The following is a 24,376-nucleotide window of genomic DNA, read 5'->3' as shown; positions in this document are numbered from 1 at the left end:
GGGCCGCTGCTCAGACTCCGAGCAGCGGATTGACCCGGTCGAGCAGCAGCGCGTCGGCGATCCGACCGTCACGGCCCAGCATCGACGCCCGTTCCGAGCCGGCCATCGCGAACCCGGCGGCCTGCGCGACCCGCAGCGACGCCGCGTTGCCCTCCTGGATCCTCACGAAGGCACGGACGACGCCGAGCCCGCCGCGCTCACGCGGCGCGAAGGCGTGCCCGACGAGCCGCTCGACCGCCTCGACCGCGATCCCGCGACCGCGGGCCTCGGGATGCAGCCAGTAGCCGATCTCGACGCCCGCCTCGCTCTGCCGGGGGATGCCGATCGTGCCGAGGAGCGCGTCGCTCGACGCGTCGGCGATCGCCCACGACGCGCTGCGTGCCGCCGCGACGCCGTCGAGCACGGCCGCGCGGAACGCCGCCGCGTCGGTGGGGCGGTACGGGACGGGCAGCATCGGCAGCCACCGCACCGTCGTCGGGTCGCTGCAGCCCTCGACGATCCGCGGGTCGTCACGCTCCTGCAGGGCCCGCAGCACCACGCGCTCGGCGCGCAGCGTCTCCAACGACCACCAGGGTCCCCGGGGACCCGGCGGATCGTCGCGGCGCAGCGTGCCGGTCCAGGCGTCGGTGATCGTGCCGTCGTGGGCACCGAGCCAGCCGCGGACCACCCCGTCGAAGCTGAACCCGTGCCTCCACGCGAGCTTGCGCGACGGCCAGTTGCCGCGCTCGGACTGCCACAGCACGGTCTGGAGGTCGAGCCGCTCGAACCCGTACCGCAGCAGCAGCCCGAGCGCGGTGTGCATCGCGCCGGTGCCGCGTGCGGCCGGGTGCGCGACGTACCCGACGATCGCGCGCCCCGGGCCGGCGTCGCGCAGCGTCACCGTGCCGGCGTACGCGCGAGCGCCGTGCCGCGGGCCGCCGGAGCGCGGGGCATCGACGGCGAAGACGTGCTCGGTCCCGCTGGACCACGCGGTCTCGTTGAACCGCAGCCACGCTCGGGCCTGCTCCCGGTCGTACCCCTCCGGGATCGTCGTCCAGCGCAAGGTGAGGGGGTCGACCGACTGCTCGACGACGGACTCGAGGTCGGGCTCCGCCAGGGCTCGCAGGGTCACCGGGCCGTCGGACAGGACCGGCACGTCGTCGGGGAAGCGGTGGGTGGGCATCGCCATGCGGCGAGCCTCGCACAGGTCGGCTACACGCCGAGGCCGGGCAGCGCCGAGGGCCGCCCGCCCCACGCCAGGATCGCCGCCGAGGACTCCGTGAGCGCCTCGACGGCCGCAGCCCGCGTCGGGCCGTCGGTCGCCGCCACGACGGCCCCCCAGGTCACGGCCAGGCGCGACTCGATCGTGCGCGCGACGCGCCGGACGTCGCGTGGCCGGTCGGTGCGCCCGACGTCGTAGGCAGGCTCGCTCGGCACGGGAACCTGGCCGTCGGCCGTGAGGGTCTGCTCGAGCCGGTCGCGGCGGTCGCGGTGGGACGCGAACGCGCCGGCGCTCTGCGCCTGCAGCGCCGTCCCCGCGTCGAGCCGGCCCGCGAGCAGGCCGTAGGCGTACACGGCCGCGTGCTCGCCCGCGAGGGCGGTCTGCAGCGCGTCGACCGCCTCGCTGCCGAGCGTGGGCGTGCCGGGCGTCGCCGTGCTCATCGCGCCCCCAGCGTGTCGCGGAGCACGAGGGCGTCCTGCGCGTGCCCGGCGGCGACGCAGGCCAGGAGCCGGGCGACCTGGCCGTCGGCGGCCTCGAGCGCGGCCGCGCTGCGGGCGTCCCGGGTCCGTCGGCTCTCGCGGGCCAGGCGCCGCAGCGTCGGTGCGGCGCCGGTCGTCCGGCTCGCGCTCGGCTCGGACCCGCTGGACTGCGTCACCGTCGGCGCGCTCGCGCTCGCCGAGGGTGACGCACCCGTCCCGACCGCCGCCGCCAGGACGTCGACCCGCTCCTGGCACCGCTGGGCGACCCCGGCCGCCGCCTGTGCCTGGGCGCCGTCGGCGGTGCGCACCGCGGTCGCGGTCGCGAGCACCTGCTCCTCGTCGGCGAGCGCCGAGGCGAGCAGGTCGGCGTCGGGGTGGTCGTCGCGCTCGGGATCCTTCGGCGGCAGCGCCCAGTCGCACGCGGCGGTGGCGACCAGGGTCGCGGACGCGGCGGCGCCGAGCAGCAGCCGACGCCGACCGACGCCGTACGGTGCGTGGGGGCGCGAGGTCACAGGGCGAACCTATCGCCCGCGCCGTATAGGCTGGGCCTCGGCACGACCACGCGACCGACCGCGCCACTGAACGACGGCCTCGCCCGCCGACAACCGAACACGGAGGCTCCCGAGATGGCTTCGACCCCCCTTCCCGACGACCTCCAGGCGGTGCTGGACGGCGTCGTCGGCTCGTTCGGACTGGACCTCGACGCGGTCGAGCTCTCCGCGTCCCGTGTGCTGCGCGTGGTGGTCGACGCCGACGGCGGCGTGTCGCTCGACGACCTCGCCGAGGTGACCCGCGCGGTCTCGGCGAAGCTCGACGAGACCGACGTCATGGGGGAGAGCCGCTACACCCTCGAGGTCACCTCCCGCGGAGTCTCCCGTCCGCTCACGCTCCCGCGTCACTGGAGCCGCAACGCGGGCCGCCTGGTCAAGGTGCGTCTGACCGACGGCACCGAGGTCAGCGGCCGGATCGACGGCTCCGACGATGCGGGAGCGCAGATCGCCACCGAGGATGGACAGCGACGGATCGCGTACGACGACGTCAAGAAGGCCAAGATCGAGCCTGAGCTGAAGCGGAAGGACACCTGATGGACATCGACATGGCAGTGCTGCGTTCCCTCGAGCGTGAGAAGGACCTGTCGTTCGACGTCGTGGTGACCGCGATCGAGCAGGCGCTCCTGGTGGCCTACCACCGCACACCGGACAGCCGGCAGCGCGCACGGGTCGAGCTCGACCGCTCGTCGGGGCACGTCGTGGTCTGGGCGCGCGAGCGGGTGCTCGACGACGACGGTGCGCCGGTCGTCGACGACGAGGGCGCGCCGACGTTCACCGAGGAGTTCGACGACACCCCGGACAACTTCGGCCGGATCGCCGCGACGACCGCGAAGCAGATCATCCTGCAGCGCCTGCGCGACGCCGAGGACGAGCAGAAGTTCGGCGAGTTCTCCGCCCGCGAGGGCGACGTGGTCTCCGGGATCATCCAGCAGGGTCGGGACCCGGGCGACGTGATGGTCGACCTCGGCAGGATCGAGGCGCTGCTGCCCGTCGCCGAGCGGGTGCCGGGGGAGTCCTACGACCACGGCGAGCGGATCAAGGCGCTGGTCACCAGCGTGCGTCGCGGCACCCGTGGACCTCAGGTCCAGGTCTCGCGGACGCACCCCAACCTGGTGAAGAAGCTGTTCGCCCTCGAGGTTCCCGAGATCGCCGACGGCACGGTCGAGATCGCCGGGATCGCACGCGAGGCCGGCCACCGCACGAAGATCGCCGTACGGTCGCGCGTGGCGGGCGTGAACGCCAAGGGCGCCTCGATCGGGCCGATGGGCCAGCGGGTCCGCAACGTGATGGCCGAGCTGCACGGCGAGAAGATCGACATCGTCGACTTCTCCGAGGACCCGGCCGAGTACATCGCGCACGCGCTCTCACCCGCGCAGGTGTCGAGCGTCACAGTCGTGGATGCCGACGGGCGCGCGGCGCGCGTGATCGTGCCGGACTTCCAGCTGTCGCTCGCCATCGGCAAGGAGGGCCAGAACGCCCGTCTCGCGGCCCGTCTGACGGGGTGGCGGATCGACATCCGGCCGGATGTCGATCCGGCGCCGACGGGGGCGGCGGCCGAGCCCGCAGCGCCGGGCGCCGACGGCGCCGCAGGTGACGGCGTGGCGGGGGGCGCGACACCGTGAGGACCGCCGCGCTAGACTGAACGACGGTGAAACACTCGAACCTGCCCGGCGCCTCGGCGTCGGAGGCTCCGATGCTCCGACGGCCTGTCCGGACGTGCGTCGGTTGTCGGGTTCGGGCGGACAGATCCGACCTGCTGCGGGTCGTGGCGGTCCGAGGTGGCACGACAGTCGTCGTGACGCCCGACCTCTCCGGCTCGGCACCCGGCCGCGGGGCTCACCTGCACCGCGACCAGGCGTGTCTCCAGCTGGCCGTCCGGCGCAAGGCGTTCGGGCGGGCACTGCGAGTCGCGGAGCCGGTCGATCCGACACCGCTGGTCGACCTCCTCACCGGAGCGACCAGCCAGATGCACGCGGCCCCGCCGAGAAGCGGGGCTTGACAGAAGTGGAGCACGCGCTCATGAGCACTCGATGAGTTCCGCGCAATGAGCATGCACATCGTCTAGCGGTCTGCGTCCACACCCGGACTCGGACCGCCCCTGAAGGAGAGCAGTGGCAAAGGTCCGAGTCCATGAACTCGCCAAGGAGTTCGGAGTCACCAGCAAGGACGTCCTGTCGGCGCTGACCGACATGGGCGAGTACGTCCGGTCGGCCTCGTCGACCGTCGAAGCGCCGGTGGTCCGCCGACTCACGGAGAAGTACGGCGACGAGTTCCGCACCAAGGGTGCGGCGAAGAAGTCGCGCAAGGCACCTGCCAAGAAGGCGGCTGCCGCGCCGGCGTCCGATGAGACGCCGGCCACCGAGACCCCCGCGGCGCCGACCCCGGCGCCGCGCAAGAAGGCAGCAGCCCCGGCCGAGCCGACCCCGGCTCCGGACGAGCCGACACCTGCCGTCGAGGAACCCGCCGCGGCCGCACCGGCTGCACCGGCGGAGCCCGCCGAGCCGACCCCGGCTCCCAAGCCGGGCGGCCCGAAGCCGGGCCCGAAGGCGACCCCTCGCCCGCGTCCGGAGCAGCCGGCTGCGCGCAGCGACGCCCCCCGCCCCGGCGGTCGGCCCGCGCCGCGCCCCGGCCAGGCTCCCCGCTCCGGCGAGGGTGGTGCACGTCCTGGCGCCCCCCGCCCCGGCGCTCCGCGTCCGGGTGGTGCACCCCGACCGGGTGGTCCGCGTCCGGGTGGTCCGCGTCCGGGCAACAACCCGTTCTCCTCGACCCAGGGCATGCAGCGTCCTGGTCGCGACGGCGGCCGGGACGGCGGTCGTGACGGTGCGCCTCGTGACGGCGGCACCCGTGACGGCGCACGTCCCGCAGCGCCGCGTCCGCCCGCAGCGCGCGACGGTGGTTCGTCGCCGCGTCCGGGCATGCCGCGCCCCAACCCCGCGATGATGCCCAAGCAGAGCGCCGTCGGTCCGACGCGTTCGGGCGGCGGCGGACGCGGTCGCGCCGGTGGTCCCGGTGGCGGCGGAGGCCGCGGTCGTGGCGGTGCGCCCGGCGGCGGTCCCGGTGGTGGCGGCGGTCCTCGTCCTGGCGGCTTCGGCCGTCCGGGGCCGGGCCGCGGTGGCCGCGGCGGCACGCAGGGCGCGTTCGGCCGGCCCGGAGGTCCGGCGCGTCGCAGCCGCAAGTCGAAGCGTGCGAAGCGCCAGGAGTTCGATCAGATGCAGGCGCCGTCGATCGGCGGCGTGCGCGTCCGCAAGGGCGACGGGCAGACGATCCGTCTCGCCCGTGGCGCGACGCTGACCGACTTCGCCGAGAAGATCGGCGCCGACGCGGCGTCGCTCGTGCAGGTGCTGTTCGCGCTCGGCGAGATGGTCACGGCGACGCAGTCGGTCAACGACGAGACGCTGCAGATCCTCGGCGAGGAGCTCAACTACGACGTCCAGGTCGTCTCGCCGGAGGACGAGGACCGCGAGCTGCTCGAGTCGTTCTCCATCGAGTTCGGCGAGGACGAGGGCAGCGAGGAGGACCTCGCGCCGCGTCCGCCGGTCGTGACCGTGATGGGTCACGTCGACCACGGCAAGACGAAGCTGCTGGACGCGATCCGCAGCGCGAACGTCGTCGACAAGGAGGCCGGTGGCATCACCCAGCACATCGGCGCCTACCAGGTCGCGACCGTGGTCGACGAGCAGGAGCGTCGGATCACCTTCATCGACACCCCGGGTCACGAGGCGTTCACCGCCATGCGTGCCCGCGGTGCGCAGTCGACGGACATCGCGGTGCTCGTGGTCGCGGCCGACGACGGCGTGATGCCGCAGACGGTCGAGGCGCTCAACCACGCGAAGGCCGCCGACGTGCCGATCGTGGTCGCCGTCAACAAGGTCGACAAGCCCGACGCCGACCCGTCGAAGGTGCGTGGTCAGCTCACCGAGTACGGCCTGGTGCCCGAGGAGTACGGCGGCGACACGATGTTCGTCGACGTCTCGGCGAAGTCGCAGCTCAACATCGAGGGCCTGCTCGAGTCCATCGTGCTGACCGCCGATGCCTCGCTCGACCTGCGCGCGAACCCGGAGCAGTCCGCCGAGGGCGTCGCGATCGAGGCGCACCTCGACCGCGGCCGCGGCCCGGTGGCGACCGTGCTGGTCCAGCGCGGCACGCTGCGGGTCGGGGACTCGATGGTCGCCGGACCGGCGTACGGCCGGGTCCGGGCCATGCTCGACGAGCACGGTGACCCGGTCGACGTGGCCGATCCGTCGCGTCCGGTCCTCGTCCTGGGCCTGACCGCGGTCCCCGGCGCCGGCGACACCTTCATGGTCGTCGCGGACGACCGGGTGGCTCGCCAGATCGCCGAGAAGCGCGAGGCGCGCGAGCGCAACGCCGCCCTGGCCCAGCGCACGGCCCGCCGTACGCTCGAGGACTTCATGCAGCACATGGAGAAGGGCGAGACCGACGAGCTGCTGCTCATCCTCAAGGGTGACGGGTCCGGCTCGGTGGAGGCGCTGGAGGAGGCGCTCAGCAAGATCGACGTCGGCGACGACGTCTCGCTGCGGGTCATCGACCGCGGTGTCGGTGCGATCACCGAGACCAACGTGATGCTCGCGGCCGCCTCCGACGCGGTCATCATCGGCTTCAACGTCCGTCCGCAGGGCAAGGCCACCGAGCTCGCCGAGCGCGAGGGCGTGGAGATCCGGTACTACTCGGTGATCTACTCCGCGATCGACGAGATCGAGGCTGCGCTCAAGGGCATGCTGAAGCCGGAGTACACCGAGGCCCAGCTCGGGCAGGCGGAGATCCGAGCGATCTTCCGGTCCTCCAAGATCGGCAACATCGCCGGCTGCATGGTCACCTCCGGGTCGATCAAGCGGAACTCCAAGGCCCGGCTGCTGCGGGACGGGTCGGTCGTGGCCGACAACCTCGACATCAGCAGCCTGCGGCGTGAGAAGGACGACGTCACCGAGGTCCGTGAGGGCTTCGAGTGCGGTCTGACGCTCAAGGGGTACAACGACATCAAGATCGGCGACGTCGTCGAGACGTTCGAGATGCGAGAGATCCCACGGGATTGAGGCCGGGCCCGCTCTGGTCGAGGTCGCCGACCTGAGCAGAGCGGGTACGACCAGGAGAGGGTGCCGTACCGTCGAGGTGCGGCACCCTCTCGCCGTCACGAAGGAGACAACGATGGGAAGCGTGCGCGTCAACAAGGTCGCCGACCGGATCAAGGTCGTCGTCGCCGGGATGCTCGACCGACGGATCAAGGATCCGCGGCTCGGTTTCGTCACCGTCACCGATGTCCGGGTGAGCGGCGACACCCAGCACGCCACCGTGTTCTACACGGTGATGGGTGACGCCGAGGCCCACGCGGGCACCGAGGCGGCCCTGGCGAGCGCCACGGGGCTGATCCGGTCCGAGGTCGGCAAGCAGCTGGGCATGCGGCACACGCCGACGCTGGAGTTCGTCCGCGACGCCGTGCCGGAGAACGCCCGGCAGATCGAGGACCTGCTGGCGAAGGCGCGCGAGAGCGATGCCGAGGTCGCCGCCCGGGCGGCCGGGGCGCAGTACGCCGGCGACGCCGACCCGTACCGCGTCAAGGACGAGCCCGACGACGCCGACGAGGCGTGAGCGGGTCGTCGCGCGCCGGCGAGCCGACCCCCGGCATCGTCGTCGTCGACAAGCCGGCCGGGTGGACGTCGCACGACGTGGTCGCGCGGACCCGTCGGCTCGCCGGGACGCGCAAGGTCGGCCACGCCGGCACGCTCGACCCGATGGCGACGGGCGTGCTGGTGCTCGGCGTCGGCCGGGCGACCCGCCTGCTCGGGCACGTCGCCGGCCACGACAAGGACTACACCGCCACGATCCGCCTGGGCGCGTCGACGACGACCGACGACGCCGAGGGCGAGGTCGTCGCGACGGCCGACGCCGGGGGCCTCGCACGATCGGCCGTCGCGGAGGCGGCGGCCGCGCTGACCGGGGACGTCGACCAGGTCCCGTCGTCGGTGTCGGCGATCAAGATCGACGGTCAGCGGTCGTACGCCCGGGTGCGCTCCGGCGAGCAGGTCGAGATCCCTGCGCGCCGGGTCCACGTCGAGCGCTTCGACCTGTCCGAGCTGCGGTCCGCCCCTGACGGCTGTGTCGACGTCGACGCCGTCGTGACGTGCTCGAGCGGCACGTACGTCCGCGCGCTCGTACGTGATCTCGGCGCCGCGCTCGGAGTCGGCGGGCACCTCACGGCCCTGCGCCGGACGCGTGTGGGTGGGTTCACGCTCGAGCAGGCGCGCACGCTCGACGCGCTCGCCGAGGACTTCACGCTCGTCCCGCTCGCCGAGGCCGCCCGCGCCGCGTTCCCGAGCGTCGACCTCGACGCGGAGCCGGCCCGGCTCGTCGGCCACGGGAGACCGCTGCCGCAGCTCGAGCTCCCGGCGCACGGTCCCGTGGCCCTCTTCGACCCCGACGGGCGCTTCCTGGCGCTGTACGAGCGCAGCGGAGGCGGCGCTCGGCCGATCGCTGTGTTCATCGGGTGAACACGCACCACGGCGAGGGCCGGCTGCCCTAGGGTGTGGCCATGTCGACGCTGCTGACGGTGGCCCTGTGGGTCGTGGTGATCTGGTTCGTGCTGATCGTCATCGTGACGACGGTGCTGATGACCGTGGTCGCGCGGCACACCAAGAAGGACGAGTCGGCCGAGGTCAGCTTCCCGACGCTGGAGCCGATCTCGGAGCAGGTCGGGGACTCGACGATCACGCTCTACACCTACGGCCAGGACGTCTACGACGCGATGCTCGCGGAGATCCGCGGTGCACAGGACCACGTCTACCTCGAGTCGTACATCTGGAAGAACGACGAGCTCGGCGAAGAGTTCAAGCGCGAGGTGATCGCGGCCGCCGATCGCGGGGTCGATGTCCGTCTCGTCTACGACAGCTTCGCGAACGCCGTGGTGCCCCGCGCGTTCAAGCAGTTCGGCCCGAAGATCCAGGTGATGCGGCACGGGTGGTTCTCGCTGTGGATCCTCGTGCTCCGGATCCGCAAGCTCGGCCGCGACCACCGCAAGATCCTGGTCGTGGACGGTCGCGTGGGCTTCGTCGGCGGCTACAACATCGGCGCCGACTACGCCACGAAGTGGCGCGACACCCACATGCGGATCCAGGGACCGCTGACCTGGGAGCTCCAGAACGCCTTCGTCGACTTCTGGAACGCGCACGCGAAGAAGCGGAAGGTCGAGCCGCTGGACGACCCGGGCGCCGACCACTGGGAGCCGCGTCTGCGCGCGCGGCGCAACGCGCCGATCCAGATGTCGTTCCCGATCCGCAACATGTACCTCGACGCGATCGATCGCGCGAAGGTGCGGATCTCGATCACCCAGGCGTACTTCATCCCCGACAGCGACATCCTCGATGCTCTGCTGCGCGCAGCCGGGCGGGGCGTCGACGTCCGCGTCCTCGTCCCGGAGAACTCCAACCACGTGATGGCCGACTGGCTGTCGAAGGCGTTCTACAGCCGGATGCTCGAGGGCGGGATCCGGATCCTCTTCTACCAGCCGACGATGGTGCACGCGAAGACCGCGACGATCGACGGCCGGTGGGCCACGGTCGGCACCGCGAACATCGACCGGCTCAGCCTGACCGGCAACTACGAGATCAACGTCGAGGTGGTCGAGGAGTCCGTCGCGGCGATGATGGACCGGATCTTCGAGAACGACTGCACGGCGACCCGGGAGCTGACGCTCGACGAGTGGTCGCAGCGCGGCCGGATGGCACGCTTCGGTGAGGTCGTGCTGATCCCGCTCCGCCCGATCATGTGAGAGCGGCGCGCGGGCCGAGTGGCGGCCCGCGCGGCCCTCCGGGCGGATGAGAGGGCTCTCACACCGACTTCATCCACCCCTCACCGCCGATGACGAACCTCGAGGTGTCAAGAGCAGGACACCGAGGCCGCAACGCGGCCACCGAGGGGAGATCATCATGGTCAAGCACATGATCCGAGCAGGCGTCGTCGCTCTCGGCGCCGCCGTGGCACTGGGCACCGTCGCCGTGGGTGCCCAGGTGACGAGTACGGCCGGCAAGGAGCCGCCTGCCGGCGTCACGAAGCGGACCGACGGGATCGACGACGTGGTCCTCGTCGCCGACGACGATGACGACGACGGCCGCGCCGGCGCGCGCGACAACACCCGTTCGCGCGACTCTCGGTCGAAGGCGAGCCGGAGCAGGGCGAGCCGTCTGACCCGCAGCCGGGGTCGCAGCCGCGACGCGACCAACAGCCGCAAGACCCGGGTGAGCCGCGACCGGGACCGCAGCCGCTCCGACCTGACCCGCGACTGGACCCGGGACGGCAAGGGTGGGAAGAAGCGCGACTGGAGCGCGAACAAGACCAACGACCGCAGTCGCAACGACACCCGCCGACGCCGCTGACGAGCGGGTGGTGCCGCGGGCCGGGCGTGCGTACGCCCGAACCGTCCGCGGGCTCGGGCGCGTGAGCCGTCGATGAGAGAACCCTCATCGACGGCTCACGGCCGTCTCACCGCCGCGGACCACGATGGAGACATCGACAGGGGCCGGGCCCCACGGAGAAGGGATCACCCATGAAGCAGCAGCTCGTTCGTTCCGGAGTCATGGCTCTCGCCGCGACGGTCGGTCTCGGGGGCCTGGCCCTGACGGCGCAGTCGACCACGGCCGCCGCCGGCAACGGCGAGGTCGCGGTCACGAAGCGGGTCGACGCGGTCGACGACGTGGTGCTGGTCGCCGACGACGACGATGACGACGACGACACGCGTACGCAGGCCACCCGGAGCAAGGCGACGCGGAGCAAGGCCACCCGGAGCAAGGCGAGCCGGCTGACCCGCAGCCGCGGCAAGAGCCGGGACCGGACGAACAGCCGCCGCACCAAGGTGAGCCGCGACAAGGATCGCAGCCGCAGCGACCTCACGCGAGACTGGACGCGTGACGGCAAGGGCAAGAAGAAGCTCGACCGCAGCGCGAACCACACCAACGACCGCAGCAAGAACGACACCCGGAAGATCCGCCGGGGCTGAGCGATGAGCGACGAGCAGGCTGCCTGGGACTTCGCCCGCGGTGACGAGATCGCCGACGGACTGATCGCGATGAAGCTGCTCGGAGGCGGGAACGCGTTCGAGGCCTACCTCGCGTTCGACGAGATCCTCTACGCGCCCGTGGTGGTCAAGGTCGTACGCCCGGACCAGGTCGACGATCCGGACACGCTGCGCGGGCTGGAGCGCGAGATCGACATGATCGACGCTCTCGAGCACCCCGCGATCGTCCGGCGGTTCGGGGCCGACCTCGACGGCGACCGACCGTACGTCATCCTCGAGAACATCGACGGACCCCGCCTGTCGTCGCTGATCCGTCGTCACGGACCCCTCCCGGTCCAGCAGCTCCTCCCGCTCGCGCTCGAGATCGCCTCGGCGCTGCACTACATGCGGCTGCGCGACGTGTGCCACCTCGACATCAAGCCGAGCAACGTCATCATGGGCGCGCCCGCGCGCGTCATCGACCTCAGCATCGCCCGCTCCGCGGCCGCGGCGGCCCGCCTGCGCGACGTGATCGGCACCGACGACTACCTGGCGCCGGAGCAGGCGGACCCGACCTCGGACCGGGGGACCCCGGGCTACGCCTCGGACGTGTGGGGGCTCGGCGCGACCCTCTACCACGCGGCGACAGCGCAGCGCCCGTTCGACGTCGGCGACGAGGGCGACCCGCTGGACGTCCAGTACCCCCAGCTCGTGTCCAGGCCCCGGCCCATGCCCGAGTTCGTGGAGGTTCCGGTCGCCGAGCTCGTCTACCGGTGCATGGCGCCGAGGCCCGAGGACCGGCCGGAGCCGGCCGAGGTCGCGGAGATGGTGCAGCCGCTGATGGAAGCGATGCCGAAGGCACGCCTCGCGGGCTTCAAGATCAGCGCCCGGTGAGCACGCACGACGTGCGGCCGGTCAGCCGTCGAACCGGTAGCCCATCCCGCGCACCGTCGTGATGGCCGACGCACCCAGCTTCTTGCGCAGGTAGCCGACGTAGACGTCGACCACGTTCGAGCCCGGGTCGAAGTCGTACCCCCAGACCTGGGAGAGCAGCTGCTCCCGGGTGAGCACCTGCTTCGGGTGCCGCAGGAACACCTCCGCCAACCGGAACTCCCGGGCCGACAGCTCGATCTGCCGGCCGTCGACGGCCAGCTCGCGCGTGCGCAGGTCGAGCCGCAGCCGGCCGGCGGTGAGCACGTCGTCACCGGACGATCCGACGTTCGCCGCCGTACGCAGCCGCAGGCGGACCCGGGCCAGAAGCTCGTCGAACCGGAAGGGCTTGCTCATGTAGTCCACCGCGCCGCCCTCGAGCGCCGCCACGGTGTCGGTGACGGAGTCGCGCGCGGTCAGCACGATCACGGGGAGGCTCGGTTGCTGCGCGCCGACCTGCTCGAGCACGCCGAACCCGTCGATCCCCGGCAGGCCGATGTCGAGCACGACCAGGTCGAAGTCGCCCGTGAGGGCGTAGTCGATCCCTGTGTGGCCGTCCGCGACCCGCGTCACGGTGTAGCCGTGCGCGGTCAGGCCCTTCGCGAGGAACGAGGCGATCCGGTCCTCGTCCTCGACCACCAGGATGCTGCTCATGGTTCTCCTCTCGTCACCGGGCGGCTCGGCAGCACCAGGCGGAAGGTCGCTCCGGGCCGGTCAGGATCGTCGGGGTCGAGAGCAAGGTAGCCGTCGTGGGCGCGCGCGATGGCGGTCGCGATCGCGAGGCCGAGACCGAAGCCGTCGCCGGCCTCCGCGGCGCCGCGCTGGAACCTGTCGAACAGGCGCTCGCGGTCCTGCGGTGCGACGCCGCGTCCGGAGTCGCGCACCCACAGCGTCAGCTGCGGCCCGTCGATCGCGGCGCCGATGGCGATCTCGTCGCCGTCGGAGGTGTGGCGGACCGCGTTCTCGGCGAGCTGGAGGATCGCCTGCGTGACCCGCTGCGGGTCGATCGACGCGACGACCGACGGTTCCGGGGCGTCCGCGCGGACCCACCTGCGCGGACCGAGCGCGCGGCTCTTCTCGACGAGGTCGTCGATCAGGTCGGCGACGACGACCGGCGCCGGGACGACGAAGTCGGGCCTGCGGGCCTTCGCGAGGACGAGCAGGTCCTCCACCAGCAGGCTCATGCGGTCGATCTCGTCGAGCAGGAGCGCCCGGGTCGCGCTGACCTCGGCCGGGTCGGCGACGTCGACCAGCTCGAGGTGGCCGCGCAGCACCGTCAACGGGGTGCGCAGCTCGTGACCCGCGTCGTCCAGCAGGTCGCGCTGGGACGCGAACGCCTGCTCGAGCCGCTCCAGCATCGCGTTGAACGTGCGGCTCAGCTCGGACAGGTCGTCGCGGCCCTCGACCCCGATCCGCTGGGACAGGTCGGCGCTGTCCGCGATCGCGCGGGTGGCGTCACTGAGGTCACGAACCGGCCGCAGGAGGCGGCCTGCCGTCAGCCACGCCACCAGCGTGATCGCCAGCCACGAGATCGCGGCGACGGCGGCGTAGGTGAGGATCAGGCTGCGCAGCGTCGCGCGCTCGTCGGTCAGGTTCCAGGTGACCACGAAGGCGCCGCTCCCCGACGGGTCGCTGACGGGGCGCACGGCGACGAGCTGGCTGTCGCCGTCGACGGTCTCGATCACCTGGCTCCCGCCGGACTCCTCGAGGTCCCCGAGCGCCTGCTCGAAGGCCGGGTCGCCGAACGGGGCCCCGGCGGAGCGGCCGACGTACGCCCGGGAGCCGTTCGTGTTCACCACGAGGAGCCGTTCGTTGTCGTCGGGCTGGTTGCGACTGAGGAACAGGTCGAGCAGACGGTCGGCGGTCGCGAAGGGCTCTCCGGTCTGCGGGTCGATGCCCTCACCCTGGAGCGTCTCGAACTCACGCATCTCCTGTGCCACCTGGTCGCGGACGTCCCCCTCGATCCGTCGGAACTCGACCAGGTACGCGGCAGCGCCGGCGAGCACCAGGGCCAGGAGCGTGAGGACGGCGACCGCGACGACGATCCGGGTCCGGACCGTCAAGGTGCTCAGGCGGCGCAGCGGTGGGCGAGGGTCGGCGCGCAGGTCGGCGCGACTAGTCGTCGTCCCCTTCATCGTCGTCGTCCCCGTCGTCGCCGTCGTCATCGTCGTCGTCACCGCCCCCGCCTCCGCCTCCGGAGTCCAGTCGAGGAGCCTGACCGACGCCGCCCTCACCGTGGAGCGTACGAGGCTTCGGCGCCCGGTGCTCGAGCCTGTCGTCGTCATCGTCGTCGTCATCGGCGTCGTCGTCCTGCGGGGCGGCCGTCGAGCCGGGTCGTGCGGTGCTGTCGGGCGCGGTGGCCGGCGGGTCGATCCGCACCGGCGTCGTCACCCCGGGATCGGGGGCGGGGGAGGTGAGCGCCGCGGCGAGGGCCGCACCGCCGACCACCACGGCCAGCGTGGCGAGCAGCCCGAGCGCGAGCTTGGTCGTCCACGTCATGCGACCAGCCTGGCGGTCCACCATGCCACGGCGATGAGACGTCGATGAGAGATCTCTCATCGACGGCCGGGCGCGGTCGGCGCGGTCCGCGGCGGGCATGGCACAGTTGCCCTGTGACCGTGTGGCGAGCGAACGGATACCTGGCCGGCGGCCCCCGGACCGGACCGTGCGTGGCGACCCTGGGGGTCTTCGACGGCGTGCACGTGGGACACCGCCGGGTCGTGGACCGCGCCTGCGAGGTCGCGGCGGCGGCAGGGGGCACCGAGCCGCTCCCGGTCGTGGCGGTGACCTTCGACCCCCATCCGACCGCCGTGTTCGCACCGGATCGCGCGCCGCTGGCGCTGACCACCGTGCACCAGCGAGCGACGCTGCTGCGCGACGCCGGCGCGGCCGAGGTGCGTGCGCTGGCGTTCGATCGTGCGATGGCCTCGTGGAGCCCCGAGGAGTTCGTCGAGCGCGTGCTGCTCGGCGAGCTCAAGGCAGCGGGCGTCGTGGTGGGCTCGAACTTCACCTACGGCACCAAGGCCGGCGGGAACGTCGACACGCTGGCGGCCTCCGGACGCGAGCACGGCTTCACCGTCGACGTGCTGCCGCTCGAGGAGGCGGCGAGCGGGACCGTCTCGTCCTCGACCTACATCCGGGCGATGCTGGCCGCGGGCGACGTCGAGGCCGCGAGACGGGCGCTGGGTCGCCCCCACAGCCTCTGCGGCGTGGTGGTCGAGGGGGACAAGCGCGGACGCGCGATGGGCTTCCCGACGGCGAACGTCGCACCCCCGACCGGGTTCGCGGTGCCGGCCGACGGCGTGTACGCCGGCTGGCTGACGCGACTCGACGACGGTACGCGCTACCCGGCGGCGATCAGCGTCGGGACGAATCCGACGTTCGACGGCGTCTCGCGCCGGGTCGAGTCGTACGTCCTCGATCGCGACGACCTCGACCTGTACGGCGTGGAGGTCGAGATCGCGTTCTCCCATCGTGTCCGCGGCCAGGTGCGCTTCGACTCGATGGACGAGCTCGTCGCGAGGATGCACCTCGACGTCGCCGAGGTGCGCGAGGTCCTGGCACCCCAGCCCTGACCCTCGCGAGTCGTTCATGGCGGGGTCGCGAGTCACGCCGGGTGTGGTCGCGAGTCACTCGCGGTCGAAGTCGTCGTCGAGCGCGACCTCCCACGCCTGGTCGATCCGGTCGGCCTCGTCCGCCTCGGCGTCCGGATCCAGGTCGTCGACCTCCACGCCGTGCGGCGGCGGCGCCACCTCCGGGTCGCCGGTCGCGCGGTCGTCGGGCCCGGTCTCGAAGGTCTCCTCGATCTCGTTCTCGCTCATGCGACCCCCTCGGATCTCGTCGGTCCTTCCGATGGTGCTGCGCCGTGCGCGTCGGGGCAACCGACAGGGTCCCGAGCGTCTGGAGCGCCCTGATACTCTGGGAGACGCCGTCAGAACGGCCACGGATTCAGAGTGCCCGGGTGAACAGGCCCCGGCGCGCCGTGCAACGACCATCACGAGGAGACTGCGTGCCTGCCACGAAGACGTTCACCCCTGCTGAGATCAAGGACCTTCCGAAGTCCGAGATCGTCACCGAGTTCGCGACCGCCGAGGGCGACACCGGCTCCCCGGAGGTCCAGGTCGCCCTGCTGACCGCGCGGATCGCGCACCTCACCGAGCACCTCAAGTCGCACAAGCACGACCACCACAGCCGCCGTGGGCTGCTGCTCATGGTCGGTCGTCGTCGGCGCCTGCTGAACTACCTGCAGGACAACGACATCGATCGTTACCGCAGCCTGATCGAGCGCCTCGGCCTGCGGCGATGACCTCGACGACGAGCGGCCCCTCCGCCACGGACGGGCCGCTCGTCGCATGCAGGGCGGGTCGTCCTTCGGGCACACTGAAGTCGACCCGCGACAACAACTGAACAGATCGCACGACCATCCAGCAGACGGAGCAGCGCACGGTCGATGTTCGGTCCTCGGTAGTGGTCCGCGGATGGTGACCCGGCTCAGGCCGGATCGCACTGCGCGGACCTCGATCGAAGACCGACGCCCACCGAGGCAACTCCTCGCACCCCGGGTGCGACCGCTCGCGTGACTGCTCCGCGAGGACCACGTGCACAGATGCGCGTGAGAAAGGGGTATCCCGTGACGGGACCCGAGATCCACTCCACGACTGCCGTCATCGACAACGGGTCGTTCGGCAAGCGTGAGATCCGCTTCGAGACCGGAGTCCTGGCTCGCCAGGCTGCCGGCGCCGTCGTCGCCTACCTCGACGACGACACGATGCTGCTGTCGGCCACCAGCGCCGGCAAGCACCCGAAGGAGCACTTCGACTTCTTCCCCCTGACCGTCGACGTCGAGGAGCGGATGTACGCCGCGGGCCGCATCCCCGGCTCGTTCTTCCGCCGCGAGGGCCGGCCGAGCGAGGACGCGATCCTCACCTGCCGCCTCATCGACCGTCCGCTGCGCCCGTCCTTCACCAAGGGCCTGCGCAACGAGGTCCAGGTCGTCATCACCGTGATGGCGCTCAACCCCGACGTCGCGTACGACGTGCTGGCGATCAATGCCGCGTCGGCGTCGACGCAGATCTCCGGGCTGCCGTTCTCCGGCCCGATCGGCGGCGTCCGCGTCGCTCTGATCGACGGCCAGTGGGTCGGGTTCCCGACCCACAGCCAGCTCGAGAACGCCGTCTTCGACATGGTCGTCGCCGGCCGGATCGCTGACGACGACGTCGCGATCATGATGGTCGAGGCCGAGTCGACCGAGTCGACCTGGGAGCTGGTCCGCGGCGGCGCGACCGCCCCGACCGAGGAGATCGTCGCCGAGGGCCTCGAGGCCGCGAAGCCGTTCATCCGCACCCTGTGCGAGGCGCAGGGGGCGCTGGCGGCGTCGGCCGCGAAGCCGGTCGAGGAGTTCCCGGTCTTCCCCGACTACGCCGACGACGCGCTCGACGCCGTCGAGGGTGTCGCGACCGAGCCGCTGCGCGAGGCGCTCACGATCGTGAGCAAGTCCGAGCGCGAGGCCCGTCTGGACGAGATCAAGGCCGACGTCCTCGACCGGCTCGGCGAGCAGTTCGCCGGTCGCGAGAAGGAGCTCGGCGCCGCGGTCCGCGCGGTCACCAAGAAGCTCGTCCGCCAGCGCGTGCTGACCGACAAGGTCCGCATCGACGGCCGCGGCCTGGCCGACATCCGGACCCTGCACGCCGAGGTCGGCACCGTCCCGCGCGTGCACGGATCGGCGCTGTTCGAGCGCGGCGAGACCCAGATCCTGGGCATCACCACGCTCAACATGCTGACGATGGAGCAGAAGCTCGACACGCTCTCCCCGGAGAAGACGCGTCGCTACCTGCACAACTACAACTTCCCGCCGTACTCGACCGGTGAGACCGGCCGGGTCGGCTCGCCGAAGCGTCGCGAGATCGGCCACGGCGCCCTCGCCGGGCGCGCGCTGATGCCGGTGCTGCCGACGCGCGAGGAGTTCCCGTACGCGATCCGCCAGGTCTCCGAGGCGCTGAGCTCGAACGGCTCGACCTCGATGGGCTCGGTCTGCGCCTCGACGATGGCCATGCTGAACGCCGGCGTGCCGCTGCGCGCTCCGGTCGCAGGCATCGCGATGGGCCTCATCTCCGGTGAGGTCGACGGCAAGGACGAGTACGTGACGCTCACCGACATCCTCGGGGCCGAGGACGCGTACGGCGACATGGACTTCAAGGTCGCCGGCACGCGCGAGTTCGTCACCGCGCTGCAGCTCGACACCAAGCTCGACGGCATCCCGGCCTCGGTGCTCGCGGGGGCGCTGACCCAGGCGCGCGACGCCCGGTTCGCGATCCTCGACGTGATGGGCGAGGCGATCGCCGAGCCGGACGAGATGTCGCTGTTCGCGCCGCGGATCATCACGATCAAGATCCCGGTCGACAAGATCGGCGAGGTGATCGGGCCCAAGGGCAAGGTCATCAACCAGATCCAGGACGACACCGGCGCCCAGATCACGCTCGAGGACGACGGCACCGTCTACGTCGGTGCGGAGTCCGGCGACGCCGCCGAGGCCGCGCGGGCCGCGATCAACGCGATCGCCAACCCGACGATGCCGGAGGTCGGCGAGCGCTACCTCGGGACCGTCGTGAAGACGACGAACTTCGGTGCGTTCGTCTCGCTGCTGCCGGGCAAGGACGGCCTGCTGCACATCAGCAAGCTGCGCGAGCTCAACGACGGCAAGCGCGTCGAGGCCGTCGAGGACGTCGTGTCGGTCGGCCAGAAGGTCATGGTCCAGATCGCCGAGATCGACGACCGCGGCAAGCTCTCGCTGGTTCCGGCCGTCGACGACTCCGCGTCCGACTCCTCCGACGACACCGCGTCCGACGACGAGTGAGCGTGCCGCTCGACCCGGCTCAGCCTGCCGGGACCACCCGTACGCTCCTCACCGAGGGGGGCCTCGTCCGACGGACGGTGCTCCCCGGGGGGCTGCGGGTGGTCTCGGAGGCGATGCCGGGCGTGCGGACCGCAACGATCGGGATCTGGGTCGGCGTCGGGTCCCGTGACGAGAAGCCCTCGCTGAGCGGCGCCTCGCACTTCCTCGAGCACCTGCTGTTCAAGGGGACGCAGCGTCGCGACGCGTGGGAGATCTCTGCCGCCCTGGAGGCTGTCGGTGGCGAGATGAACGCCTTCACCGGCAAGGAGTACACGTGCTACCACGCGCGTGTGCTCGACGACGACCTCCCGCTCGCGGTCGACGTCCTCGCCGACATGCTGACCTCGTCGACGATCGCGACCGACGACGTCGAGGCCGAGCGGGACGTCATCCTCTCGGAGATCGCGATGAGCGAGGACGACCCGGACGACGTCGTGCACGAGCTCGCCACCGGCCTGGCCTGGGGCGACACCCCGCTGGGCCGCCCGGTGGCAGGCGACCCCGGCTCCGTCCGGACGCTGCGCCGCAGCCAGGTCCAGCGGTTCTACCGCCGGCACTACACGGCGTCGTCGATGGTGGTGGCCGTGGCCGGCAACGTCGACCACGAGCGCGTCGTGGAGCAGGTCGCGGACGCGTTCGCGCCGCTCCTGACCGACGACGCCGGTGCCACGGCGAGCGCGACGACCCGCCGCCGCTCCGGAGGCTCCCGGTTCCGGCGGGCCCGGGGGCTGGTGACCCGGCCGACCGAGCAGGCGAACGTCGTGATCGGTCTGCCCGGGCTGGCACGCGGGGACGACCGGCGGCACACCCTCGGCGTCGTGAACACCGTCCTCGGCGGTGGCATGTCGTCACGCCTGTTCCAGGAGGTGCGCGAGAAGCGCGGACTGGCGTACGCGGTGTACTCCTTCGCTCTGAGCTACAGCGACGCCGGGATGCTGGGCGTGTACGCCGGGTGCGCGCCGGCGAAGCTGCGCGACCTGCTCAAGGTGGTCACCGACGAGCTCGCGACGTTCTCCGAGCGTGGCCTGTCCGCCGAGGAGCTCGAGCGGGGCAAGGGCCAGCTCAAGGGCGGGATGGTGCTCGGTCTCGAGGACCCGGCGTCCCGGATGAGTCGGATCGGCAAGGCCGACCTGCTCAACGGCGAGCTGACCGGGCTGGACGAGATGCTGCGCCGGATCGACGCGGTCACGCTGGACGACGCGAACGAGATGGCCGTCGCGTTCGCCGGCAAGCCGTCGCTGGCGGTCGTCGGGCCGTTCGACTCGCTCGACGACGTCACCGGCTGAGCCCCACACGGGTCGCGCCCGCCCGTACACCGTGCGGGCCGGCGCCCGGGGCGGTTCGATGGTCTCCATGGAGACACGCGCCGAGGCCCCGCCGGTGTGGGCCCGTACCGCCGGTGAGGTTCTGGACGACCTCGGCACGAGCCACGACGGGCTGACGGCGGCCGAGGCCGACCGGCGGTACGGCGAGGTCGGTCCGAACCGGCTCGAGGCGGCCGCGCGCGTGCCCTGGTGGAAGCGCGTGCTGGCGCAGTTCCAGGACACCCTGATCTACATCCTGCTCGCGTCCGCGGCGGCGAAGGCGCTGCTCGAGGACTGGGTGGACTTCGCCGTGATCATGGCCGTGGCCGTGATCAACGCGGCGATCGGGCTCATCCAGGAGGGCCGCGCCGAGAAGGCGCTCGACGGGATCCGCGCGATGCTGTCCGTCCAGGCCGACGTGTTGCGTGACGGCGCCTGGACCCGGCTCGACGCCGACCTGCTCGTCCCCGGGGACGTGGTGCGCCTGCGTGGCGGCGACAAGGTCCCGGCGGACCTGCGCGTCCTGGCGGCGACGAACCTCCAGGCCGAGGAGTCGGCCCTGACCGGTGAGTCCGTGCCGACCGCGAAGAGCGTCGGTGAGGTCGCGCAGGACGCCGGGGTGGGGGACCGGCACGACATGCTGTTCTCCGGCACGCTCGTCACCGCCGGCAGCGGCCAGGGAGTCGTCACCGCGACGGGCCCGGCGACCGAGGTCGGCCGGATCCAGACCCTGGTCCAGGAGGTCGAACCGGTCGAGACCCCGCTGAGTCGGCAGCTCGACGCGTTCGGCAAGGCGCTCGCGCTGCTGATCGTCGTGATGGCCCTCGTGATGGTGCTGATCGGACGCCTGATCCACGACTTCTCGGTGCCGGACCTGGTCTCCGCGACGATCGGTTTCGCGGTCGCCGCCGTTCCGGAGGGCCTCCCTGCGTTGGTCACGATCATCCTCGCGCTGGGCGTGCAGCAGATGGCGGCGCGGCGGGCGATCGTACGGCGGCTGCCCGCCGTGGAGGCGCTCGGCTCGGTGACGACGGTGTGCTCGGACAAGACCGGGACCCTGACGAAGAACGAGATGACGGCGCGCGTCGTCGTGACGCGCGCCCACGCGTACGACGTGGAGGGGATCGGGTACGCGCCGACGGGGCGCGTGCTGCTCGACGAAGAGCCGGCCGACCTCGCGACGTACCGCGACCTGAACGCCGTCGTCACCGTGATGGGCCGCTGCAACGACGCCGAGGTCCACGAGTCCGACGGACGCTGGTCGCTGGTCGGAGTGCCCACCGATGGAGCGCTGCGGGTGCTCGGTCTGAAGGCGGGACTCTCCGAGGACGGGTGGGAGAGGCTCGACGAGATCCCGTTCGACTCCGAGACCAAGTACATGGCGACCCTGGAGCGGGACCCGACCGGGGCCCGGACGCTCTGCGTGAAGGGGGCGCCGGACCGGGTGCTCGACCGCTGCGCGCGCCAGCACGGTGCCGACGGCCGCGTGGAGCCGCTCGACCGTGCGTGGTGGGAGTCCGAGATCGACCGGCTCGGCGCGGACGGGCTGAGAGTGCTCGCGGCAGCGCTGCGGCCGGTCCGCCACGGCGACGGCTCCACCATCCGCGACGGTGACGTGGACGAGGACCTCGTCCTGCTCGGCCTCGTCGGCATCGTCGACCCTCCACGCCCGGAGGCCGTCGACGCGATCGCGCAGTGCCGCCGGGCGGGGATCCGGGTCAAGATGATCACCGGGGACCACGCCGGGACCGCCGTGGCGATCGGGCGGGAGATGGGGATCGTCGGAGAAGGCGGACCCGAGGTCCTCACCGGGGCGGATCTCGAGGCGATGAGCACCGAGCAGCTGCGCGCGGTCGTACGCGACGTCGACGTGTTCGCCCGGACCAGCCCGGAGCACAAGATCCGGATCGTCTCCGCGCTCCAGCACCACGGCGAGGTGGTCGCGATGACCGGCGACGGGGTGAACGACGCGCCGGCACTCACCCAGGCCGACGTCGGCGTCGCGATGGGGATCAAGGGCACCGAGGCGACCAAGGAGGCCGCCGACGTCGTCCTCACCGACGACAACTTCGCCACGATCGAACGGGCCGTCGAGGAAGGCCGCCGGATCTACGACAACGTGCGCAAGTCCGTGCTGTTCCTGCTGCCGACCAACGGGGCGCAGGCGCTGGTCATGCTCGTCGCCGTGGTGTTCGGGCTGACGCTCCCGCTCCAACCCGTCCAGGTGCTGTGGATCAACATGGTCACCGCCGTGTCGCTCTCGTTCGCCCTCGCGTACGAGAAGGCGGAGCCGGGAGTGATGGACCGGCCGCCCCGCGATCCCGGCACCTCAGTCGTCGACCTCACGTACGGGCGGCGGATCGTGATCGTCTCGCTCCTGATCGGCGGCGCCGCGCTCTTCGTCTTCTACCGCAGCGACGACCGCGGCGTCCCGTTGGACGAGGCGCAGACCGCTGCGGTCACGATGCTCGCGCTGGGTCAGCTCGCGTACCTCTTCAACAGCCGGTTCCTGGACCGCAGCAGCCTCACGCCGGCGGTGCTGCGCGGCAACCGGGCCGTCTGGGGCGCGTCCGCCGCGATGCTGGTCGCGCAGCTGGGGTTCGTGTACCTGCCGTTCATGAACACGTGGTTCGCCTCCGCACCGATCGGGCTCGACGTGTGGGCGTGGACGGCGCTGCTGGCCGTCGTGGTGTTCCTCCTGGTCGAGGCGGGGAAGGCGACCGACCGCTGGATCGCGGCGCGTGGCAGAGTCGCAGAGTGACGATCACGCTCGACGACGCCCGTGCCCTGGACCGCGACGACTCGCTCGGCCGCTTCCGAGACGAGTTCCTGATCGGCGACGACCCCGTCGCCTACCTCGACGGCAACTCGCTCGGCCGCCCGCCCCTGCGCACCCTCGCTCGGGTCGAGGACCTGATGCGCCGCGAGTGGGGCGGGCGCCTGATCCGCGGCTGGGAGGACGGCTGGCTCGAGCTGCCCGAGCAGGTCGGCGACCGGCTTGCGGCCGCGAGCCTGGGAGCGGCGCCCGGCCAGACCGTCGTCGCCGAGTCGACGTCGGTGAACATCTTCAAGCTGCTGCACGCCGCCTGCGACCTGCGCCCGGGTCGCGACGAGATCGTCGCCACCGACACCGACTTCCCGACCGACCGCTACCTGGTCGAGTCCGTCGCCGCCGCTCGCGGCATGACGGTGCGGTGGCTCAGCCCCGACCTCGTCGTCGGCGTCGAGCCGGAGGACGTACGGGCGGCGCTGTCCGAGCGGACCGCCTTCGTGCTGCTCAGCCACGTCGACTACCGCTCCGGCGCGCTCGCCGACCTGCCCACGATCACCGCGCTCGCCCACGACGCCGGCGCGCTCGCCGTGTGGGACCTCTGCCACTCCGCCGGCGCGGTGCCGCTCGCACTCGACGCCGACGGCGTCGACCTCGCGGTCGGCTGCACCTACAAGTATCTCAACGGCGGGCCGGGCGCCCCGGCGTTCCTGTACGTCGCGGAGCGCCACATCGGTGCGGTCCGCCAGCCGATCACCGGCTGGTGGGGAGTCGCCGACCGGTTCGCGATGGGCCCGACGTACGAGCCCGCACCCTCGATCCGCGTGATGCTGTCCGGCACGGCGTACGTGCCGGGGCTCGTCGCCGTCGACGCGTCGGCGGAGGTGGTCGCGGAGGCCGGGCTGGAGGCGATCCGCGCGAAGTCGGTCGCCCTCACCTCGCTGTGCGTGGAGCTGGCGGACGCCTGGCTGGAGCCGCACGGGTTCAGGGTCGCGTCGCCGCGGGACCCGGCCCGCCGGGGGAGCCACATCACGGTCCGCGGTCCCGGGGCGCGGGCGGTCGCGGACGCGATGACGCAGGCCCGGGTGATCCCGGACTACCGCAATCCCGACATGATCCGGCTCGGCCTGTCGCCCCTGACCACCTCGTACGCCGAGCTGTGGACCGCGCTCGACGTGACCCGGCGGATCGTCGAGGAGCGGTAGCGACGGACAACCCGTGCGGACGTACGATGCGAGGCCTTCACGT

The 24,376-nt window shown here is 72.1% G+C and carries 23 protein-coding genes; 16 read left to right on the top strand and 7 right to left on the bottom strand.

Features of this window, described 5'->3' with window-relative positions; genetic code table 11:
* Nucleotides 1-10: 10 nt before the first annotated feature.
* Genes CLV56_RS02405 through CLV56_RS02395 form a run of 3 tightly spaced genes read right to left on the bottom strand, consistent with a single transcriptional unit; the run spans nt 11 to nt 2,192 of the window.
* The gene (locus CLV56_RS02405; RefSeq protein WP_039348848.1) at nt 11-1,168 is read right to left on the bottom strand and encodes a GNAT family N-acetyltransferase; all 1,158 of its coding nucleotides are present in this window, start codon (nt 1,166-1,168) and stop codon (nt 11-13) included.
* Between the two features lie 23 nt (nt 1,169-1,191).
* Nucleotides 1,192-1,641 (bottom strand): ferritin-like domain-containing protein, encoded by a 450-nt coding sequence (locus CLV56_RS02400; protein WP_100414340.1) that lies wholly within the window; start codon nt 1,639-1,641, stop codon nt 1,192-1,194.
* Nucleotides 1,638-2,192, bottom strand: coding sequence for a hypothetical protein (locus CLV56_RS02395; RefSeq protein ID WP_039348851.1), 555 nt, complete (start codon nt 2,190-2,192; stop codon nt 1,638-1,640). Before CLV56_RS02395 ends, CLV56_RS02400 begins: the two co-directional genes overlap by 4 nt.
* 114 nt (nt 2,193-2,306) lie before the next feature.
* Between CLV56_RS02395 and rimP the strand changes: the two genes are divergently transcribed.
* The 10 genes from rimP (at nt 2,307) to CLV56_RS02345 (ending at nt 12,126) form a co-directional block, all read left to right on the top strand.
* Nucleotides 2,307-2,765 (top strand): ribosome maturation factor RimP, encoded by a 459-nt coding sequence (rimP, locus tag CLV56_RS02390; protein ID WP_039348853.1) that lies wholly within the window; start codon nt 2,307-2,309, stop codon nt 2,763-2,765.
* Complete coding sequence (gene nusA / locus CLV56_RS02385) at nt 2,765-3,853, top strand: transcription termination factor NusA (protein ID WP_039348858.1); 1,089 nt, start codon at nt 2,765-2,767, stop codon at nt 3,851-3,853. Before rimP ends, nusA begins: the two co-directional genes overlap by 1 nt.
* A gap of 71 nt (nt 3,854-3,924) precedes the next feature.
* Nucleotides 3,925-4,230 (top strand): YlxR family protein, encoded by a 306-nt coding sequence (locus CLV56_RS02380; RefSeq protein WP_039348861.1) that lies wholly within the window; start codon nt 3,925-3,927, stop codon nt 4,228-4,230.
* A 112-nt stretch (nt 4,231-4,342) separates the two neighbouring features.
* The gene (gene infB / locus CLV56_RS02375) at nt 4,343-7,282 is read left to right on the top strand and encodes a translation initiation factor IF-2 (protein ID WP_039348864.1); all 2,940 of its coding nucleotides are present in this window, start codon (nt 4,343-4,345) and stop codon (nt 7,280-7,282) included.
* Between the two features lie 112 nt (nt 7,283-7,394).
* Nucleotides 7,395-7,835 carry a 30S ribosome-binding factor RbfA gene (gene rbfA / locus CLV56_RS02370; protein ID WP_039348867.1) on the top strand — a complete coding sequence of 147 codons (441 nt, stop codon included), beginning with the start codon at nt 7,395-7,397 and terminating at the stop codon, nt 7,833-7,835.
* The gene (gene truB / locus CLV56_RS02365; RefSeq protein ID WP_039348870.1) at nt 7,832-8,734 is read left to right on the top strand and encodes a tRNA pseudouridine(55) synthase TruB; all 903 of its coding nucleotides are present in this window, start codon (nt 7,832-7,834) and stop codon (nt 8,732-8,734) included. Before rbfA ends, truB begins: the two co-directional genes overlap by 4 nt.
* A gap of 41 nt (nt 8,735-8,775) precedes the next feature.
* Nucleotides 8,776-10,011 carry a phospholipase D-like domain-containing protein gene (locus CLV56_RS02360; RefSeq protein ID WP_100414339.1) on the top strand — a complete coding sequence of 412 codons (1,236 nt, stop codon included), beginning with the start codon at nt 8,776-8,778 and terminating at the stop codon, nt 10,009-10,011.
* Nucleotides 10,012-10,168: 157 nt separating this feature from the next.
* On the top strand, nt 10,169-10,615 hold the full coding sequence (locus CLV56_RS02355) for a hypothetical protein (RefSeq protein ID WP_039348874.1): 447 nt from the start codon (nt 10,169-10,171) through the stop codon (nt 10,613-10,615).
* A 170-nt stretch (nt 10,616-10,785) separates the two neighbouring features.
* On the top strand, nt 10,786-11,235 hold the full coding sequence (locus CLV56_RS02350) for a hypothetical protein (protein ID WP_100414338.1): 450 nt from the start codon (nt 10,786-10,788) through the stop codon (nt 11,233-11,235).
* Between the two features lie 3 nt (nt 11,236-11,238).
* Nucleotides 11,239-12,126, top strand: a complete 888-nt coding sequence (locus CLV56_RS02345) for a serine/threonine-protein kinase (RefSeq protein ID WP_039348880.1) — start codon at nt 11,239-11,241, stop codon at nt 12,124-12,126.
* A gap of 21 nt (nt 12,127-12,147) precedes the next feature.
* Here the strand turns inward: CLV56_RS02345 and CLV56_RS02340 are convergent, their stop codons facing one another.
* Genes CLV56_RS02340 through CLV56_RS20780 form a run of 3 tightly spaced genes read right to left on the bottom strand, consistent with a single transcriptional unit; the run spans nt 12,148 to nt 14,661 of the window.
* Nucleotides 12,148-12,816 carry a response regulator transcription factor gene (locus tag CLV56_RS02340; protein WP_039348884.1) on the bottom strand — a complete coding sequence of 223 codons (669 nt, stop codon included), beginning with the start codon at nt 12,814-12,816 and terminating at the stop codon, nt 12,148-12,150.
* Entirely contained in the window at nt 12,813-14,339 is a 1,527-nt protein-coding gene (locus CLV56_RS02335) for a sensor histidine kinase (RefSeq protein ID WP_170224748.1), read from the bottom strand. The genes CLV56_RS02340 and CLV56_RS02335 overlap by 4 nt, the downstream gene beginning before the upstream one ends.
* Nucleotides 14,278-14,661, bottom strand: coding sequence for a hypothetical protein (locus CLV56_RS20780; protein WP_039348888.1), 384 nt, complete (start codon nt 14,659-14,661; stop codon nt 14,278-14,280). Before CLV56_RS20780 ends, CLV56_RS02335 begins: the two co-directional genes overlap by 62 nt.
* 113 nt (nt 14,662-14,774) lie before the next feature.
* Here CLV56_RS20780 and CLV56_RS02330 point away from each other — a divergent pair, with 113 nt between their 5' ends.
* Nucleotides 14,775-15,737, top strand: coding sequence for a bifunctional riboflavin kinase/FAD synthetase (locus CLV56_RS02330; RefSeq protein WP_425437691.1), 963 nt, complete (start codon nt 14,775-14,777; stop codon nt 15,735-15,737).
* A gap of 54 nt (nt 15,738-15,791) precedes the next feature.
* Here the strand turns inward: CLV56_RS02330 and CLV56_RS02325 are convergent, their stop codons facing one another.
* Nucleotides 15,792-15,983, bottom strand: a complete 192-nt coding sequence (locus CLV56_RS02325; RefSeq protein ID WP_039348891.1) for a hypothetical protein — start codon at nt 15,981-15,983, stop codon at nt 15,792-15,794.
* Nucleotides 15,984-16,204: 221 nt separating this feature from the next.
* Between CLV56_RS02325 and rpsO the strand changes: the two genes are divergently transcribed.
* From rpsO to kynU, 5 genes are all read left to right on the top strand, one after another.
* Complete coding sequence (gene rpsO / locus CLV56_RS02320) at nt 16,205-16,468, top strand: 30S ribosomal protein S15 (RefSeq protein WP_039349064.1); 264 nt, start codon at nt 16,205-16,207, stop codon at nt 16,466-16,468.
* Nucleotides 16,469-16,768: 300 nt separating this feature from the next.
* Nucleotides 16,769-19,015, top strand: a complete 2,247-nt coding sequence (locus CLV56_RS02315; RefSeq protein WP_100414335.1) for a polyribonucleotide nucleotidyltransferase — start codon at nt 16,769-16,771, stop codon at nt 19,013-19,015.
* A 2-nt stretch (nt 19,016-19,017) separates the two neighbouring features.
* Nucleotides 19,018-20,340 carry a M16 family metallopeptidase gene (locus CLV56_RS02310; protein WP_245857544.1) on the top strand — a complete coding sequence of 441 codons (1,323 nt, stop codon included), beginning with the start codon at nt 19,018-19,020 and terminating at the stop codon, nt 20,338-20,340.
* Between the two features lie 67 nt (nt 20,341-20,407).
* Entirely contained in the window at nt 20,408-23,119 is a 2,712-nt protein-coding gene (locus tag CLV56_RS02305; protein WP_100414334.1) for a cation-translocating P-type ATPase, read from the top strand.
* Entirely contained in the window at nt 23,116-24,333 is a 1,218-nt protein-coding gene (kynU, locus tag CLV56_RS02300) for a kynureninase (protein WP_039348897.1), read from the top strand. The genes CLV56_RS02305 and kynU overlap by 4 nt, the downstream gene beginning before the upstream one ends.
* The last annotated feature ends 43 nt before the right edge of the window (nt 24,334-24,376 follow it).

The sequence above is a fragment of the Mumia flava genome, assembly GCF_002797495.1.
GTDB classification, from domain to species: Bacteria; Actinomycetota; Actinomycetes; order Propionibacteriales; family Nocardioidaceae; genus Mumia; species Mumia flava.
This window is presented reverse-complemented; position numbering and strand designations above follow the sequence as displayed.